We start from the raw sequence: 15,843 nt of genomic DNA on the forward strand, positions 1-15,843 counted from the left end.
AGGATCCGGTCTGGCGGGAAAGGTCAGAGGGGCCGTTCGACCGCGATGGCGGTGGCCTCGCCGCCGCCGATGCACAAGGATGCGACGCCGCGCCGCAAGCCCCGCGCGGCCAGCGCGTGCAGCAGCGTCACGATCAGCCGCGCGCCGGTGGCGCCGATGGGATGGCCCAGCGCGCAGGCGCCGCCGTTGACGTTCAGCGCGTCGCGCGGAATGCCGAGGTCGCGCTGCGCCGCCATGGCGACGACGGCGAAAGCCTCGTTGATCTCGAACAGATCGACGTCGCCGACGCTCCAGCCGACGCGGTCGAGCAGCTTGCGGATCGCCGGGATCGGCGCCGTGGTGAACCAGGCCGGGTCCTGGCTGTGGGTGGCGTGGCCGAGGATGGTCGCCAGCACCGGCAGCCCTTCGCGGTCGGCCAGCGAGCGGCGGGTTAGCACCAGCGCCGCCGCCCCGTCGGCGTTGGCTGACGAACTGGCCGCCGTGATGGTGCCGTCGGGACGGAAGGCCGGCTTCAGGCCGGGGATCTTCTCCGGCGAGACCTTCAGCGGATTCTCGTCGTCCGCCACCAGCCGGTCGCCGCCCTTGGCGGCGAGCGTGACGGGGGCGATCTCGGCGGCGAAGGCGCCGCTTTCGATGGCGGCTCTGGCGCGCGTCAGCGTCCCGATGGCGTAGGAATCCTGCTCGGCGCGGGTGAAGCCGTACAGCTCGGCGGTCGCCTCGCCGAAATCGCCCATCGGCCGGCCGCCCTCATAGGCGTCCTCCAGCCCGTCGAGCATCATGTGGTCGAGGATGCGGTCGTGCCCGACGCGGTAGCCGCCGCGCGCCTTGGCCAGCAGGTAGGGGGCGTTGGACATGGATTCCATGCCGCCGGAAACCACGATGTCGGCCGAGCCGGCGCGGATCAGGTCGTGGGCGAGCATCGTCGCCTTCATGCCGGATCCGCAGACCTTGTTGATGGTGGTGGCGCCGGTGGCGTCGGGCAGGCTGGCGGCGCGCGCCGCCTGCCGGGCGGGGGCCTGTCCCTGGCCGGCGGGCAGCACGCAGCCGAGCAGAACCTCGTCGACGCGCTCCGGCGCCAAGCCGGCACGGGAGAGAGCGGCGCGGACGGCGTGGGCGCCCAGCGCGTGGGCGGGCAGGGCCGACAGCTCGCCCTGGAAACGGCCGAGCGGCGTGCGCGCGGCGGCGACGATGACGACGGGATCGTTGACGTCCATGATCATGAACTCCCTGAGCGTGTGGGGGTCACTGCACCGTCAGGCCGCCGTCGACGTTGATCGACTGGCCGGTGATGAAGGAGGCGGCGTCGGAGCACAGCCAGACCACGGTGTCGGCGACCTCGCGCGGCTGGCCGACCCGGCCGACCGGGTGCAGCGGCCCGAGCGCCGCGTTCACCGCCTCCTCGCCGCCGAAGGAGCCGGCGCTCATCGGCGTCTGGATGATCGCCGGGCAGACGGCGTTGATCCGCACGCCCGACTTGGCGACCTCGATGGCGGCGCTGCGGGTCATGCCCTCGACCGCCGCCTTGCTGGCCGAATAGACGCTGTTGCCGGCCAGCCCGATCTGGCCCAGCACCGAGCCGGTCGAGACGATGGCGCCCTTGCCCTGCCGCAGCATGATCGGCAGCTCGTGCTTCAGGCACAGCCAGACGCCCTTGACGTTGACGGCGACCATGCGGTCGAACTCGTCCTCGGTCGTCTCGGCCAGCGCGCGGTTGAAATGGATGCCGGCGTTGTTGAAGGCGTAGTCGAGCCGGCCATGGTCGCGCTCGATGCGGGCGAACAGTTCGGCGACCGATGCGGCGTCGGCGACGTCGGCCGCCACGAAGACGGCGCGCCCGCCGGCCCGCGCCGCCAGTTCCACGGTTTCCAGCCCCTCGGCCTCGCGCCGGCCGGTGACGATCGCCGTGGCGCCCGCCTTGGCGAAGGCCAGCGCGGTCGCCCGCCCGATGCCCGAGGTGCCGCCGGTGACCAGGGCGACGCCGCCGCTCATGTCCGTCATTGTCCGCTCCATGCCCGATGAGTTATGATGATGGTCATCATGAATGCGGTTATTAATGATGTCCATCATGAATAACCGCCGGCGCCCCCTCCGCGGAGGCGCGGCAGCCATGCGCGAGGTGAGGACGTGAAGGTTTCGAAGGAGAAGGCGGCGGAGAACCGCGCCGCCATCGTCAAGGCGGCGGGGCGCCTGTTCCGCGAGCGCGGCTTCGACAAGGTCGGGGTGGCGGAGATCACCAAGGCCGCCGGCCTGACCCATGGCGGCTTCTACGGTCATTTCGCCTCGAAGGACGCGCTGGCCGCCGAGGCGTGCGAGGCCGCCTTCGCGGAGAGCCTGACCCGCTTGCCGGCCGACGAGGTGTCGCCGGACGGGGCGCTCGATGCCTTCCTGACGCGCTACCTGAGCGAGTTGCACCGCGACCGCCCCGACGGTGGCTGCCCGATGTCGATCTTCGCCATGGAGGTGGGCCGGCTGGACCCGGCGGTGCAGGAGCGTTTCGGCGTCGGCGTCGAGCGCTTCTTCGATGTGGTGGCGCAACGCCTGCCGGACGGAGAGGCGGATGAGGCCGGCCGCCGCGCCCGCGCCATCGCCATCGTGTCGGCTCTGGTCGGCGGCATGGCGCTGGCCCGCGCCACCGCGCGGGCCGAGCCGGGGCTGTCGGCGGAGATCCTGGCGGCGCTCCGCGTCCAGCTCCGCGCGCTGGGACGCGGAGCGGGCTGAGCGGTCGCGGGGAACCCACCGGCGCGCCGTCCTGTTGGTGGGGGAGAACCCACCGCATTTCGCTGCAAGGGAGACGGCCATGCCACGCGGCGACAAGTCGGCCTACACGGACAAGCAGATCCGCAAGGCCGAGCACATCGAGGAAAGCTACGAGAAGCGCGGCGTTCCGGCGGAGGAGGCCGAGCGCCGGGCCTGGGCCACCGTCAACAAGGACGACGGCGGCGGCAAGAAGAGCGGGTCCGGACGCGGCGCCCACACCGGCCATCCCGCCGCCCACAAGGGCGGGGAGAAGGGTGGCGAGGCGTCGGCCTCGCGTCCGGCGGCCGAGCGGTCGGCCTCGGCCAAAAAGGCGGCGGCGACCCGCAAGCGCAACGCCGAGCATCACGCCCACGGCGGCTGAGCGGTTCCGAATCACGGCTCCAGCGGCAGAGAAGGAGAGCGATTCCATGCATCGTCAGGATTGGGAGCGGGAGGGGCCGGCGGCCAACTTCCGCGGTGTCGGGCCGCGCGGCTACCGCCGCTCCGACGAACGCATCCGCGAGGACATCATCGACCGGCTGACCGACGACCCCCGCATCGACGCGACGGACATCGACGTCTCGGTCGCGCAGGGCGAGGTGACTCTGGCCGGCACGGTCGAGGACCGCGCCGCCAGGCACCGGGCCGAGGACATCGCCGAGGCCGTGTCCGGCGTCACCCATGTGCAGAACGATCTGCGCGCCGGCCGCGAGGCTTGGCAGGGCAGCGTCACCGGGCCGGGCGCCCCCGCCCGCGCCGGCATGATCGAGGCACTGGAATCGACCTCGATGGTGCTCGGCAAGACCCCGCTGCCGGCGGATGGCCGCGACTGACGGGATTCGTGCGCCGGCCGCGTTTTCGTGCTTGACCCAGCGGAGCCGGGCGCGTACATAAGCGCTCCGTTGTGGACACGCGAAGCGAGTTGGTTCGGAAGGCGGTGTCGGTCTTGTGCCTCGGTGACTTGGTGGTCATGGCGAGGTGCCAAACACCCGATCCCATCCCGAACTCGGCCGTGAAAAGCCTCTGCGCCGATGGTACTGCGTCTTAAGGCGTGGGAGAGTAGGTCGCCGCCAGGTCGCTCAGGCACAGGAGACACCCGTCGAACCGACAGGCGTCGCGTGTTCCGAACGAAACAAAAGCCCACCCGCGCAGCCGCGCCGGTGGGCTTTTTCGTGGGCGGAACGCTTCCGTCAACTCTCCGGCCACAGGACGGTCCGGTCAATGGCGGCCAGGGTCGGGCGGCCGGTGAGAGCCATGGCGACCTCCAGCTCGGTGCGCAGGATCGTCAGCACATGCGCGACGCCGACGGCGCCGCCGACCGCGAGCCCGTGCAGGTATGGGCGCCCGATCAGCACCGCCGACGCCCCCAACGCCAGCGCCTTGACGATGTCGGTGCCGCGCCGCACCCCGCCGTCGAGCAGCAGCGGCACCCGCCCGGCGACCCGGTCGGCGATGGCGGGCAGGACGTCGATGGTCGCCGGCACGGTGTCGAGCACCCGCCCGCCATGATTCGACACGATGATGCCGTCGGCCCCGTGGGCGATGGCGCGCTCGGCATCCTCCGGGTTGGTGATGCCCTTCACCAGAATCGGCAGCATGGTGAAGCCGCGCAGCCAGGCGATGTCCGGCCAGCCGGCGGCGGTGGCGAGCAGGTGGCGCAGGGCGGCGCGCCCGTCCGCGGGCGCCGGGGGGGCGGGCTGGTTGCGCACATTCACCGCCTCGATCCCCGGCGGCAGGGTAAAGCCGACGCGCTGTTCGCGGTTGCGCAGGCTGACCGGCGCATCGACCGTCACCACCAGCGCCTGATAGCCCGCCGCCTCGGCCCGCCGCACCAGCGCGCCGCTGAGGCCATGGTCGGCTTGCAGGTAGAGCTGGAACCACAGGGGCGCCCGGCTTTGCGAGGCCCGCGCCTCGGCGGCGACATCCTCCAGCGAGACGCTGGCCTGGGTGCTGACGACCATGGCGGCCTCCAGCGCGGCGGCGGCGAGCACGGTCGCCCGTTCGCCGTCCGGGTGGGCCAGCTTGTGGTAGGCGGTGGGGGCGAGCAGGATCGGGTGGGCCAGCGTTTGTTCGAACGGCGTCCGGCCAAACAGCGTCACCCGTGTGTCGACGTCGCGCACATCGGGCAGGGCGCGGGCCTGGAGCTTCAGGCGCGAGAACGCCTCCCGGTTCCAGCGGACGGTGATCTCGTCGGCCGAGCCGCCGGCGATGTAGGCCCACGCCTGCTCCGTCATGCGGGCTTGGGCGTGCGCCTCGTAATCGGTGACGGCGGCGATGTCGGACGGGATCATGGGGTGCTCGTGGAAAATGCGAATAGTTCGCGTTCGCGAGAACCCAGATGTACGCGCTTTCCACGGCTCCGGCCAGCGTTTGCGCGTGGGGTGCGGCGATTGCGGTGGGAGAGTGGTTGATCCGTACCCCCTTTCCCCCGGTCCTCCCCCGCCCCCGGTCCTCCCCCGCTGGGCGGGGGAGGGGGAAGGACTCAGGCCAGATCGAACACCAGCACCTCGGCGAGATCGGCCTTGTCCAGCGTCACCACGGGCTCGTTGCTGAAGGCGGCGCCGTCGCCCTCCTTCAGCAGGATCCCGTTCACATGGACCTGACCGCGCGCCACCTGCACCCAGGCGTGGCGGCCGGGGCGGATCTCCAGGCTGGCGCTCTCATCGCCGTCGAGCAGGGCGGCGTGGAGGTCGACGTCCTGGTGGATCGTCACGCTGCCGTCACGGCCGTCCCGCGAGCCGACCAGACGCAGCGTTCCGCGCTTTTCGGCCTCCGGATAAGCCTTCTGCTCGTAGCTGGGCGCGAGGCCCTGGGCTTCCGGCAGGATCCAGATTTGCAGGAAATGGACGGATTTCTCCTGCGAGGCGTTGTACTCGCTGTGGCGGATGCCGCGGCCGGCGCTCATGCGCTGGACCTCGCCGGGCCGGATGATCGAGCCGGTGCCGATCGAGTCCTTGTGCTCCAGCGCCCCATCCAGCACGTAGGAGATGATCTCCATGTTGGCGTGGCCGTGGGTGGGGAAGCCGGCGCCGGGGATCACGCGGTCCTCGTTGATGACGCGCAGCGACCGGAACCCCATCTGGCGCGGGTCGTGGTAGTGGCCGAACGAGAAGCTGTGGCTGCTGTTCAGCCAGCCCATGTTCGCCACACCGCGCTCGTCCCGATGACGGATCGTGATCATGATGACAGTCCTCCTCGCCCCTCGGACCGTGGCCCGGTGTTCATCAGGCCGTGCCCGATGGGCCGCTTCGTTGACGCATCATGTGGCAACGGCCCGGTCAGGGACAATCATGCCTGTACGAACATGATTGTCCCTGAATAAAGGACAATAGAGGGATGGTCAGGCTTACGGTGCGGGAACGCCGGCCTGCCACTGGCTCCAGTTGGCGACGATGTGGTCGGTCATCCGGGCGCCGACCGTGGCGACGTTCTCGACCGTCTCGGCGAAGCCGCCGGCGGTTTCGCCGGGCTTGGGGTCGAGATGCTGGAGGGTGGTCTCGTTCGGGTTGCCCTGGTCGAAATTGACGGCGCCGCGCAGGCTCATCACCCGATCGGAGCCCTGGAGCCGCTTGATCACCAGGGTGATCGCCGCGGCCTCCATCTCGGTGATGACGTAGTCGTCGGCGCCGTAGAGCTTGGCGATGTATTGCGCCTGCTCCGACATGCCGGGGCCGTGGAAGAAGGTGTCGCCGGTCATGTGGGTGCCGGTGCCGACGAAGGGCGCGCGGCGCGCGGCCTCCTGCGGGTAGCGCTGGCGGTAGGTGCGCGCGGACTCGGAATCCTTCAGCGGCGTGTCGGCGGTCAGCTTCATCGCCCAGTTGACCAGGGCCGGGTTCATCTGGAACAGACGGACCGATTCATAGCCCTTGCGCGGCATGAAGGTCGGTTCCCCCGGCTTGTTCTCCTCCGGCGCCCAGCGGTGGCCGAGGTCGTAATCGACCAGCCAGGTCGCCCAGTTGACCTCGCCGATGGTGCCGCGCGACGGCGGCGTGCCGGCGACGCCGGAGATGATGAAGTAGGCCTGCGACAGGTCGAGCTGCGGGTTGAGCAGGATCGCCTGCATCGAGGCCGACGAGCTGACCTTGCCCATGCCCAGCACGGCGCCGCACACCCCGTCGGCGTTGCAGTAGACCGGGTTGAGGGCGCCCTTGACGGTCAGCGGCTCGCTGGCCTGCCAGTAGCGCTCGTACCAGTTCTGGAACTCGCCGGCGCGGTCGCCGGTGTTCTTCCCGATCTCGAACATGGCCCCGACGAAGACCTTGACCTTGACCGGCTCCGCTCCTTGCGCGGTGGTGCCGAGGCCCAGAAGCAGGAGGGAGGACAGGGCGAGGCGCCGGCAACCGTCTGTGAACGACACGATCGAACTCCATGAGCGAAAGGATGGCCGCATCCTGGGGCAGGACGCGGGTGCGGTCAAACGTCGCAAGTTCTTCCCCGCGCGCGGGTCAGCGCGCGTCCACCATGCCGACGAACTGCGCCAGTTCCGGGGTGGAGGGGCGGTCGAACAGCGCGACCGGCGGTCCCTGCTCGATGATGCGCCCGCCATGCATGAAGACGAGCTGGTCGCAGACCTCGCGGGCGAAGCGCATCTCGTGCGTCACCAGGATCAGCGTCATGCCCTCCTCGGCCAGCTTGCGGACGACCGACAGCACCTCGTTGACCAGTTCGGGGTCGAGCGCCGAGGTGATCTCGTCGCACAGCAGCACCTTCGGCTGCATGGCGAGCGAGCGGGCGATGGCGACGCGCTGCTGCTGGCCGCCGGAAAGCTGCGAGGGGTAGGCGTCGAACTTGTGGCCGAGCCCGACCTTGGCCAGCGCCTGCTCGGCGGCGGCGCGGGTGTCGGCCTTGCCCATCTTCTTCACCACCTTCAGCGCCAGCATCACGTTCTCGCCGGCCGACAGGTGGGGGAACAGGTTGAACTGCTGGAACACCATGCCGACCTTGAGGCGCAGCGCCCGCAGGTCGATCTGGCCGGGATCGACGCATTCGCCGTCGACCTCGATGACGCCGGCGTCGATGCGCTCCAGCCCGTTGACGCTGCGCAGCAGCGTGCTCTTGCCGGAGCCGCTGCGCCCGATCATGGCGACGACCTCGCCCTCGCGGACCGTCATGTCGACGCCCTTCAGCACCTCGACGGAGCCGAAGGACTTGCGGATGCCCGAGAGCTTAACGAGCGACATTGAGCTTCCTTTCCAGCGCCTTGGCCGACAGCGAGAGGGGATAGCAGAGGGCGAAGTAGAGCAGCCCGACGAGGCCGTAGACCAGGAAGGGCTGGAAGGTGGCGTTGGTGATCATGGTGCCGGCCTTGGTGATCTCGACGAAGCCGATGATCGAGGTGACCGCCGTTCCCTTCACCACCTGCACCGAGAAGCCCACCGTCGGCGGCACCGCGATGCGCAGCGCCTGCGGCAGCACGACCCAGCGCATCTGCTCGGAAAAGCCCATGGCGAGGCTGGCCGAGGCCTCCCACTGGCCCTTCGGCACCGCCTCGACGCAGCCGCGCCAGATCTCGGCCAGGTAGGCGCTGGTGAACAGCGTCAGCGCCAGCGCCGCCGCCGTCCAGGGCGAGGTTTCGATGCCCACCAGGGGCAGGGCGAAGAAGACGATGAAGAGCTGCATCAGCAGCGGCGTGCCCTGAAACAGCTCGATGTAGAGCTTGGCGAGCCGTTGCAGCGGCGGCACCGGGGCGACGCGCGCCATCAGCACCAGCAGCCCGGCGAGGCCTCCGGCGGCGAAGGCGATCACCGACAGCAGCACGGTCCAGCGCGCCGCCAGCAGCAGGTTGGACAGGATGTCCCAGAAGGTGAACTCAAGCACGGGCGGCTCCCTTCAGGAACAGGCGGTCGCCCAGCCGGGCCAGGATCCAGCGGGTCAGCACGGCGAGCGCAAGATACAGCGCGGTCGCCGCGAAATAGACCTCGAAGGGGCGGAAGTTGCGCGACTGGATGAAGTTGGCGGCGAAGCTCAGCTCCTCCGCCGCGATCTGCGAGCAGACCGAGGACCCCAGCATGACGATGACGATCTGGCTGCTCAGCGCCGGCCAGATCCTGCCCATCGCCGGGCCGAGGACGATGTGGCGGAAGATCTGCGGGCCGGTCATGCCGAGGCTGGCGCCGGCCTCGACCTGCCCCTTGGGGGTGGCGTCGATGCCGGCGCGGACGATCTCGGTCGAATAGGCGCCGAGGTTGACGACCATCGCCAGCACCGCCGCCGCCCATTCCGGCATGCGGATGCCGAGCGACGGCAGGCCGAAGAAGATGAAGAAGAGCTGCACCAGGAAGGGCGTGTTGCGGATCAGCTCGACATAGGCGCCGACCGCGAGGCGCAGCGGGCGGTTGGCGGAATTGCGCGCCGCCGCCCCGGCGATGCCGATGCCCATCCCCAGCACGGTGCCGGCCACGGTCAGCCCGACCGTGGTGGCGACGCCGTGGACCAGCACGGGCGCGTAGTCCCACAGAGAGGTGAAATCAAACGTGTAGGCCATGGCGTCGTCCGTGCCGGAGGGGAAAAAGCCCTTCTCCCCTTGCGGGAGAAGGGTTGGGATGAGGGGTGTTCCGCCACAGGCGGAAAGTTTGCACCCCCTCACCCCAACCCCTCTCCCACGAGGGGAGAGGGGCTTTTCAGTAGGAAGCGGCCGTCCTCACAGATCCTTGGGCAGCGGCGCGTGCAGCCACTTCTCGGCGATGGCGGCCAGCGAGCCGTCGGCCTTCGCCTTGGTCAGGATGGCGTTGACCTTCTCCAGCAGCGGCCCCTCGTCCTTGCCCAGCCCGATGAAGCAGGGCGAGTTCTTGACCAGGAACTTCAGGTTCGGCAGGCGCGGCGGCTTGCGCTCCATGATCGCGGCGGCGACGACGTTGCCGGTCGCCACCAGCTCGACCTGCCCCGACAGGAAGGCGGAGATGGTGCCGTTGTTGTCCTCGTAGCGGCGGACGCTGACCTTGTCGGAGACGAGCTTCGACAGCTCGATGTCCTCGACCGAGCCGCGGGTGACGCCGACCGTCTTGCCGTCAAGGTCGGCGACCGTCTCGGCCTTGACCGAATCCGGGCCGAAGACGCCGTTGAAGAAGGGCGCGTAGGCGACCGAGAAGTCGATGACCTTCTCGCGCTCGGCGTTCTTGCCCAGGCTGGAGATGATCAGGTCGACCTTGCCGGTGGTCAGGTAGGGGACGCGGTTGGCGCTGGTGACGGGGACCAGCTCGACCTTGGCGCCCATCTCCTTGGCGAGCAGCGCGGCGGTGTCGATGTCGTAGCCGACCGGCTTCATGTCGGTGCCGACCGAGCCGAAGGGCGGGAAATCCTGCGGCACCGCGACGCGCAGCACCTTGTCCTTGGTGATCCGTTCCAGCGCGTCGGCGTGGGCCGTCGCCATCAGACCGCCGTTCAGGCCGCCGGTCAGAAGGGCCGTGGCAAAGCCGACCGCACCGAGTATCGTCGCAAACCGCATGGGACCTGATCTCCAGCCGAAAGGGGGGTGTGCGGTCCTATTTCAAACGGCGTGCCACGTCGGGGGAGGGACGGGCCGGTTGGCCTAAGGCGGCGGAACTGTTACATTTATCCCAGAAATCAGCCAATGCGTTACCCGTGTAACCAAACAACGGCGTGCAACCTTGCCCAATCGATGCGCAGATGACCGACCGGACAAGCAAAAAGCCCAATGAACAGGCATTGACCGTCCGCATCCGCGGCCGCTACGCCGAACTCAGCCGGACGGAACGGCAACTGGCCGACGTGATCCTCGCCTGTCCGGGCGAGCTGTCCGGCTATTCGGCGACGGAGCTGGCGCAGAGCGCCGGGGTGTCCAAGATGACGGTGTCGCGGCTGGTGCGCCGGCTCGGCTTCGCCAGTTTCGAGGAGGCGCGGCTGGCCTCGCGGCGCGGCACCGAATGGGGATCGCCGCTCTATCTGCTGGCCCAGCCCGCCGGAGCGGGGAGGGGGGCCGAGGCTGGGGACGCGGCGGCTCCGTCGGTGGAGGCGCATTTCCAGCGCAGCGCCGAGGCCATCGCCGCGACCGCCCGGCGCATCGATCCGGCGGCGCTGGAGCAGGCGGCCCGCCTGTTGGCGGAAGCCCGGCGCGTCTGGGTCTGCGGCGCGCGCAACAGCGTGTTCCTGGCGGGCTATGCCCGCTGGCAGTTCATACAGGTGCGTCCGGGCGTCCACCAGATGGTCGGCGCCGGGGAGACGCTGGCGGAGACCCTGGCCGATCTCGGGACGGAGGACGCGCTGCTGCTGGTCGGCATCCGGCGCCGTCCGCCGGCCATCGTCCGGCTGCTTCAGGCGGCACGGCAGCGCGGCATTCCGACCGTCCTGATCGCCGACAGCCATTCCCCCCTGGAGGAGCCGGTCCCGCCGCTGACCTTCCGTTGCGAGACCCGCAGCCTGGCGCCGCTCGACACCCATGTCGCGGTGATGGCGGTGATCCACGCGCTGGCCGCCGAGCTGATCCGGCTGACCGGAGCCGCCGGGCGCGGGCGCATCCAGGAGATCGAGGGGCTGCACGAGACGCTGGGGGAGCTGTGACCGGCCGCCCCGGCGGGACGGTCAGCCGCTGAACAGCTCCATGGTCTTCGGCACGTCGCGCGGCGTCTCGCCGGCCAGGATTGTGCGGGCGACCTCGACGGCGCCGAGCAGGGAATGCTCGGAGAAGGGCTTCGGAAGGCAGCCGATGCCGGGAATCGGGATGCCGGCCTGCCGCATCTCGTCGCGGAAGGATGTGATGAACAGGCAGGGCACGCCCTGCCGGGTCAGCACCTGCGCGGCGTCGATGCCGCTGGAGTTGCGGGCGAGATGGACGTCGACCAGCGCCAGGTCGGGCGGATCCTCCGCCGCCATCGCCACCGCCTCGGCGGCGGTCACCGCCGGGCCGAGAACCTCGTGCCCGGCCGATTCCAGGTAGAAGCGCTGCTCCAGCGCGATCAGGACCTCGTCCTCGACCAGCAGGATCCTCATTGCCCGCCCTCCCCGGCGGCGATGGTTTCCAGGGTTGGATCCGGTTCCGGCATCGGCAGCTCGATGCGGAAGGTCGTGCCGCGTTCCGACGGGACGATGGCGACGTGAGCGCGGATCTGGCCGCTCAGGCTGGCGATCAGCCGCATGCCCAGGCTGCGGCCCTTGCGCATGTCGAAGTTCGGCGGCAGGCCGGGACCCTGGTCCGAGACGGTCAGCACCAGCCCGTCGGCGTCGCGGCGGAACGCGACGTCGACACGGGCCGCCCCGCTGCCGCGGTGCTTGATGGCGTTGGTGATCAGCTCGTTGGCGATCAGGCCGAGCGGTGCGGCCTGATCGATCGGCAGATCGACGATGTCCGAGCGGACCATCACGTCGCACAGCTCGCCGCCCGACGCGCGGGCCAGATCCTCGCACAGCTCCCGCAGATAGGTCCCGAACTCGATGGTCTGGAACTGGTCGGCCTGGTAGAGCCGGTTGTGGACGCGGGCGATGGCCTCGATCCGGCTGCGGGCGTCCTGGAAATGGGCGCGCGCCGCCTCGTCCGGCAGGCTCAGCGTTTGCAGGGTCAGCAGGCTGGACACCAGTTGCAGGCTGTTCTTGACCCGGTGGTTGACCTCGCGCAGCAGGGTCGATTTCTGGCCGACCAGCTTGCGCAGCGCCGCCTCCATCGACTTGATCTCGGTGACGTCGATGTGCATCAGCACGGTGCCGCCGAAAGGGCCGGCGGTCATCGGCGCGGCCAGACAGCGGAACCAGTGGTGGCCGGCTCCGGCGCGCCCGGCATACTCCGCCGACAAAGGAAGCCCGCCGTCGGCCAGCAGGGTGCGCAGCCCTTCCAGCACCGCCTCGCCCTGCGGATCCTCCCCATGCGGGAGAGCCTCCGTGCCGTCGTGCACGCACATCTCCAGATAATTGTCGCCGACGATGCAGCCCTGGCCGAGGAACTCGGTTTCCGGCCCGGCCTCCGCCCAGGCGCGGTTGACCGAGACGATGCGCCCGGCCGGGTCGAGCACGGCGATGAAGGCCGGCAGCGCGTCCAGCGTCGCCTTGGTCTGCTCGGCGAGCTGGCGCATGGCCAGGGCGTTGGCGCGCAGCTCCTCCCGCGTGCGCTGGCGCTCGGTGATGTCGCGCAGGATGCCGGTGATGAAGCTGCGGCCCTCCGACATCCAGCGCGCCATCGACAGCTCGAGGTCGATCCGGCTGCCGTCGCGCCGCCGTCCGACCAGTTCGACCGTCTCGCCGGAACGGTCGGGGCCTTGGCCGTCGAGACCGTGTTCGGACAACTGCACCCAGTCGGGGGCGTCCTTGTCCAGCAGGGTGTGGATGCTGCGGCCGATCAGTTCGTCGGGGCGATAGTCGAACTGTTGCGCGGCGGCGCCGTTCATCCACTGCACCGTGCCCCGCGTGTCGGTGGTGATGATGGCGTCGGGGGCGGTGTCGACGATGGCGCGATAGCGCGCGTCGCGCTGTTCGCGCAGCACCCGCTCGCGGTTGACCGAGGCGGTGACGTCGGTCACCTGGATCAGGCAGCGCGCCTCGCTGTCGGGCGGCAGCGGGCGGATCAGCACGTTGTGGACCATCCTGCGCCCGTCGGGCAGGCGCAGCGGGAACAGCATCGGGTTCAGCGTGTTCGACAGCACGCCGGGCGCCCCGGTCGCCAGCACGTCGCGCACGGCGGTGTGCAGCCGCGACTCGCGCAGGTGCGGCAGGGCGTCGAACAGGTCGTGGCCGAGGATGTCGCGGGCCGGCACGTCCGACGCGCGCTCCATCCAGTTGTTCCAGTAGCGGACATGGCCATGCCGGTCGAGCAGGAGAATTCCGGCGTCCAGCGCGTTCAGCACATCCTCGGCCCAGGCCGGACGGTCAGAGGGGATCGGCGCCATGCTGGTTCCTGGAGGCCTCGACGGACGGCGCCGGCGCGGCGATCCCGTCAATGAACCCGTGGATGAGAAGCTTCAGCGATTCCAGCGATGAGACTCCCATCAGCAGGGCGATGTAGCCGCGGATGCTGCGGCTGCGTATCGAGAAATCGATGTAGAGGAAGAGCACCAGCTCGTCGGACGTTCCATTCTTGTCCTGTAGGATGTTGCCGCCGCTGCCGCGCAGCACGGCGGGCAGCGAGATCGACAGCCGGTCCTTCAGCGTGTTGGCGATGACGACGAGGCAGCCGTTCAGGATGATGTTGCCGATCTCGGCCAGCGCGTCCTGCTCCAGATCGACGATTTCGGCCAGGGTCAGCTCGCTGCCCAGCACGGCGCGCGCCAGCTCCAGGCTGTTGGCCTCGGGAAAGATCAGCAGCGCCCGTCCGGCGAAGGAGCCCTGGAACTGCTGTTCCACCGCGACGAGGCCGGAGCGTTCGCGGGTGGTCAGGAACTCCGTCGCGGCGTCGCGGCTGACGATGTCAACCGAGGGCACGGACAAAAGGACCTGGTCGGAAACCATGCGGCTGAGATGGGTCGCGGCCCGGCCGACGCCCATGTTCACCAACTCGGTCAGCGCGTCGCGCTCCAGGTCGGTCAACTCCACCATGCTCGGCGCCTTGCCCCCTTGTCGTCAGGATCGTCAGCGCCGCCCGGTGGGCGCGTCGCGGATTTTGCGACAGATGGGCGGGAAAATGCACCTGCGTCAACGTCCTATAACAAATACGGCGGAGCCATAGGCGGTTCCGCCGCATTGCAGGGATAATATGGATAGGGGGCGGCGACGGGCGGGCGTCAGCCCCCGCCGCCGAAGGGAAACGGGTGTTTTTCGCGCGTCGGCGAGACGCGGCGGTCGTGCGGGCAGGCGTAGCGCCGGCAGGTTCGGCGGTACAGGTCGGTCAGGCGGGCGGTCTCGGCCGCGTCGGCGCGGCGTTTCGCCTCACACAGACAGTCCCACACCATCTGGCGCATGGCGGCATGCCCCCAGGGCTCGCGCAGCATCTCCGCGCCGCGCACGGCGGCCTCGGCGGGGGTCAGATGCTCGTGCCGCGCGATCACGGCGATCTCGTCGGGCGCCAGCTGGCTCGTCTCGGGGGCGCGGTACAGATCCGGAATCGTCTCCAGGACCGACATGGGCGTTCTCCCTTGATTTGAATTTGGCGGTTTGGATTTCCGCATTCGGCGTTCTGCGCGACGCACGGAGCCGTCTTCGCGGCTCTTTCCCGCGCTTGCGGGGCATACGGCCGAGTCTAGCCGCTCTTTCGGGGCAGCGGCAACACACGGAAGGTCGCAGGACCAAAGCATCAACCGCGGCCCGTCGCGCATAGGCGTGTCCGGATAGGCGGCGGATCTTGTTTCCGGGCAGCGGGCGGAACACATAGGCTGCATGGCCGCCGACTCGCGGCGATGACGAGGTGTTCAGGAGACCGCCATGACCCCCGAGGAACGCACGCTTCTTTCCGACCTGTTCCGCCATTTGCGCGAGGTGGAAGGTCAGCCGCGCGACGCGGAGGCCGAATCCTTCATCCGCCAGTCGGTGCAGAGCCAGCCGCTGTCCGCCTATTACATGGCGCAGACCGTTCTGGTCCAGCAGCAGGCCCTGACCGCCGCCCAGAGCCGCATCGAGGAGCTGGAGCGTCAGCTCAGGGAGGCGCAGAGCCGGGCCGCCCAGCCGGCCGCCCCGGCCCCGTCCGGCGGCAGCTTCCTGTCGAACGCGCTGGGGATCGGCCGCAGCCCCTGGGGCGCGCGCACCGAGGAGCCGCGCCCGGCGCCGCAGCCGCAAGGCCAGCCCCAACCCTCCCGCAGCCCGTGGGGGGGCGCGCCGCAGACCGGCTACGCGCCGCCGATGGGCGCCTATGGCGGCGGCCAGCCGGGCTATCCGCAGCAGCCGGGATTCGCCCCGCAGCGCGCCGGTGGCGGATTCCTGGCCAACGCCGCGACGACGGCGGCTGGCGTCGCCGGCGGCATGCTGGCGGCGAGCGCCATCTCCTCGATGCTGAGCCACTCGCCCGGCCCCTTCGGCGACGCCGCCGCGTCGGCCGCCTCGCATGTGCCGGGCGGCGAGACCGTCATCAACAACTTCTACGGCGACAGCGCCGCGCCCGAGGCGCGCAACGTGGATTACCAGCAGGACGCCGACTATCAGACCGACGATGCGTCCTTCGATGACGGCGGCGACAACGGCGGCGGCGACGATTCCTGGGTCTGAGGGACCGCCGGCCTGAAAACACGGGGAACGAGA

At 69.8% G+C, this 15,843-nt stretch carries 18 protein-coding genes and 1 rRNA gene; 6 read left to right on the forward strand and 13 right to left on the reverse strand.

The annotated features are described in order from the left end of the window. Positions 1–23 precede the first annotated feature (23 nt). Positions 24–1,214 carry an acetyl-CoA C-acyltransferase gene (locus JN22_RS14500; protein WP_211099652.1) on the reverse strand — a complete coding sequence of 397 codons (1,191 nt, stop codon included), beginning with the start codon at positions 1,212–1,214 and terminating at the stop codon, positions 24–26. 28 nt (positions 1,215–1,242) lie between these two features. Further along, on the reverse strand, positions 1,243–1,998 hold the full coding sequence (locus JN22_RS14505; protein ID WP_085554561.1) for an SDR family oxidoreductase: 756 nt from the start codon (positions 1,996–1,998) through the stop codon (positions 1,243–1,245). Positions 1,999–2,124: 126 nt separating this feature from the next. Between JN22_RS14505 and JN22_RS14510 the strand changes: the two genes are divergently transcribed. The 4 genes from JN22_RS14510 (at position 2,125) to rrf (ending at position 3,812) form a co-directional block, all read left to right on the forward strand. Continuing rightward, positions 2,125–2,718, forward strand: a complete 594-nt coding sequence (locus tag JN22_RS14510; protein ID WP_085554562.1) for a TetR/AcrR family transcriptional regulator — start codon at positions 2,125–2,127, stop codon at positions 2,716–2,718. 79 nt (positions 2,719–2,797) lie between these two features. Then, positions 2,798–3,118, forward strand: coding sequence for a plasmid stabilization protein (locus JN22_RS14515; protein WP_085554563.1), 321 nt, complete (start codon positions 2,798–2,800; stop codon positions 3,116–3,118). A gap of 46 nt (positions 3,119–3,164) precedes the next feature. Then, positions 3,165–3,569, forward strand: coding sequence for a BON domain-containing protein (locus JN22_RS14520; protein ID WP_085554564.1), 405 nt, complete (start codon positions 3,165–3,167; stop codon positions 3,567–3,569). Between the two features lie 127 nt (positions 3,570–3,696). Then, a 5S ribosomal RNA gene (gene rrf, locus JN22_RS14525) occupies positions 3,697–3,812 on the forward strand. Between the two features lie 114 nt (positions 3,813–3,926). Here rrf and JN22_RS14530 read toward each other — a convergent pair. The 7 genes from JN22_RS14530 to JN22_RS14560 all read right to left on the reverse strand — a co-directional run bounded on the left by JN22_RS14530 (position 3,927) and on the right by JN22_RS14560 (position 10,180). After that, positions 3,927–5,027: an alpha-hydroxy acid oxidase gene (locus JN22_RS14530; protein WP_085554565.1), complete on the reverse strand. Its 1,101-nt coding sequence runs from the start codon at positions 5,025–5,027 to the stop codon at positions 3,927–3,929. A 191-nt stretch (positions 5,028–5,218) separates the two neighbouring features. Beyond that, on the reverse strand, positions 5,219–5,917 hold the full coding sequence (locus JN22_RS14535) for a pirin family protein (RefSeq protein WP_085554566.1): 699 nt from the start codon (positions 5,915–5,917) through the stop codon (positions 5,219–5,221). 165 nt (positions 5,918–6,082) lie between these two features. After that, on the reverse strand, positions 6,083–7,093 hold the full coding sequence (locus tag JN22_RS14540) for a purine-nucleoside phosphorylase (protein ID WP_085554567.1): 1,011 nt from the start codon (positions 7,091–7,093) through the stop codon (positions 6,083–6,085). Between the two features lie 88 nt (positions 7,094–7,181). Continuing rightward, positions 7,182–7,916 carry an amino acid ABC transporter ATP-binding protein gene (locus JN22_RS14545; RefSeq protein ID WP_085554568.1) on the reverse strand — a complete coding sequence of 245 codons (735 nt, stop codon included), beginning with the start codon at positions 7,914–7,916 and terminating at the stop codon, positions 7,182–7,184. After that, positions 7,903–8,553 carry an amino acid ABC transporter permease gene (locus JN22_RS14550; RefSeq protein ID WP_085554569.1) on the reverse strand — a complete coding sequence of 217 codons (651 nt, stop codon included), beginning with the start codon at positions 8,551–8,553 and terminating at the stop codon, positions 7,903–7,905. Before JN22_RS14550 ends, JN22_RS14545 begins: the two co-directional genes overlap by 14 nt. Further along, positions 8,546–9,220: an amino acid ABC transporter permease gene (locus JN22_RS14555; protein WP_085554570.1), complete on the reverse strand. Its 675-nt coding sequence runs from the start codon at positions 9,218–9,220 to the stop codon at positions 8,546–8,548. Before JN22_RS14555 ends, JN22_RS14550 begins: the two co-directional genes overlap by 8 nt. Before the next feature lie 156 nt (positions 9,221–9,376). Continuing rightward, on the reverse strand, positions 9,377–10,180 hold the full coding sequence (locus tag JN22_RS14560; RefSeq protein WP_085554571.1) for a transporter substrate-binding domain-containing protein: 804 nt from the start codon (positions 10,178–10,180) through the stop codon (positions 9,377–9,379). A 221-nt stretch (positions 10,181–10,401) separates the two neighbouring features. Here JN22_RS14560 and JN22_RS14565 point away from each other — a divergent pair, with 221 nt between their 5' ends. Beyond that, positions 10,402–11,253, forward strand: coding sequence for a MurR/RpiR family transcriptional regulator (locus JN22_RS14565; RefSeq protein WP_223677714.1), 852 nt, complete (start codon positions 10,402–10,404; stop codon positions 11,251–11,253). 21 nt (positions 11,254–11,274) lie between these two features. Here the strand turns inward: JN22_RS14565 and JN22_RS14570 are convergent, their stop codons facing one another. From JN22_RS14570 to JN22_RS14585, 4 genes are all read right to left on the reverse strand, one after another. After that, positions 11,275–11,682: a response regulator gene (locus JN22_RS14570; RefSeq protein ID WP_085554573.1), complete on the reverse strand. Its 408-nt coding sequence runs from the start codon at positions 11,680–11,682 to the stop codon at positions 11,275–11,277. Next, positions 11,679–13,565, reverse strand: coding sequence for a sensor histidine kinase (locus JN22_RS14575; RefSeq protein WP_085554574.1), 1,887 nt, complete (start codon positions 13,563–13,565; stop codon positions 11,679–11,681). Before JN22_RS14575 ends, JN22_RS14570 begins: the two co-directional genes overlap by 4 nt. After that, complete coding sequence (locus tag JN22_RS14580) at positions 13,546–14,211, reverse strand: chemotaxis protein CheX (RefSeq protein ID WP_085554575.1); 666 nt, start codon at positions 14,209–14,211, stop codon at positions 13,546–13,548. The genes JN22_RS14575 and JN22_RS14580 overlap by 20 nt, the downstream gene beginning before the upstream one ends. Positions 14,212–14,396: 185 nt before the next feature. Beyond that, entirely contained in the window at positions 14,397–14,735 is a 339-nt protein-coding gene (locus JN22_RS14585; RefSeq protein WP_085554576.1) for a hypothetical protein, read from the reverse strand. A gap of 298 nt (positions 14,736–15,033) precedes the next feature. On the opposite strand from JN22_RS14585, the gene JN22_RS14590 reads away from it, so the two are divergent. Further along, positions 15,034–15,810, forward strand: coding sequence for a DUF2076 domain-containing protein (locus JN22_RS14590; RefSeq protein WP_085554577.1), 777 nt, complete (start codon positions 15,034–15,036; stop codon positions 15,808–15,810). Positions 15,811–15,843 lie beyond the last annotated feature (33 nt).

This window comes from Azospirillum agricola (assembly GCF_020005195.1).
GTDB classification, from domain to species: Bacteria; Pseudomonadota; Alphaproteobacteria; order Azospirillales; family Azospirillaceae; genus Azospirillum; species Azospirillum agricola.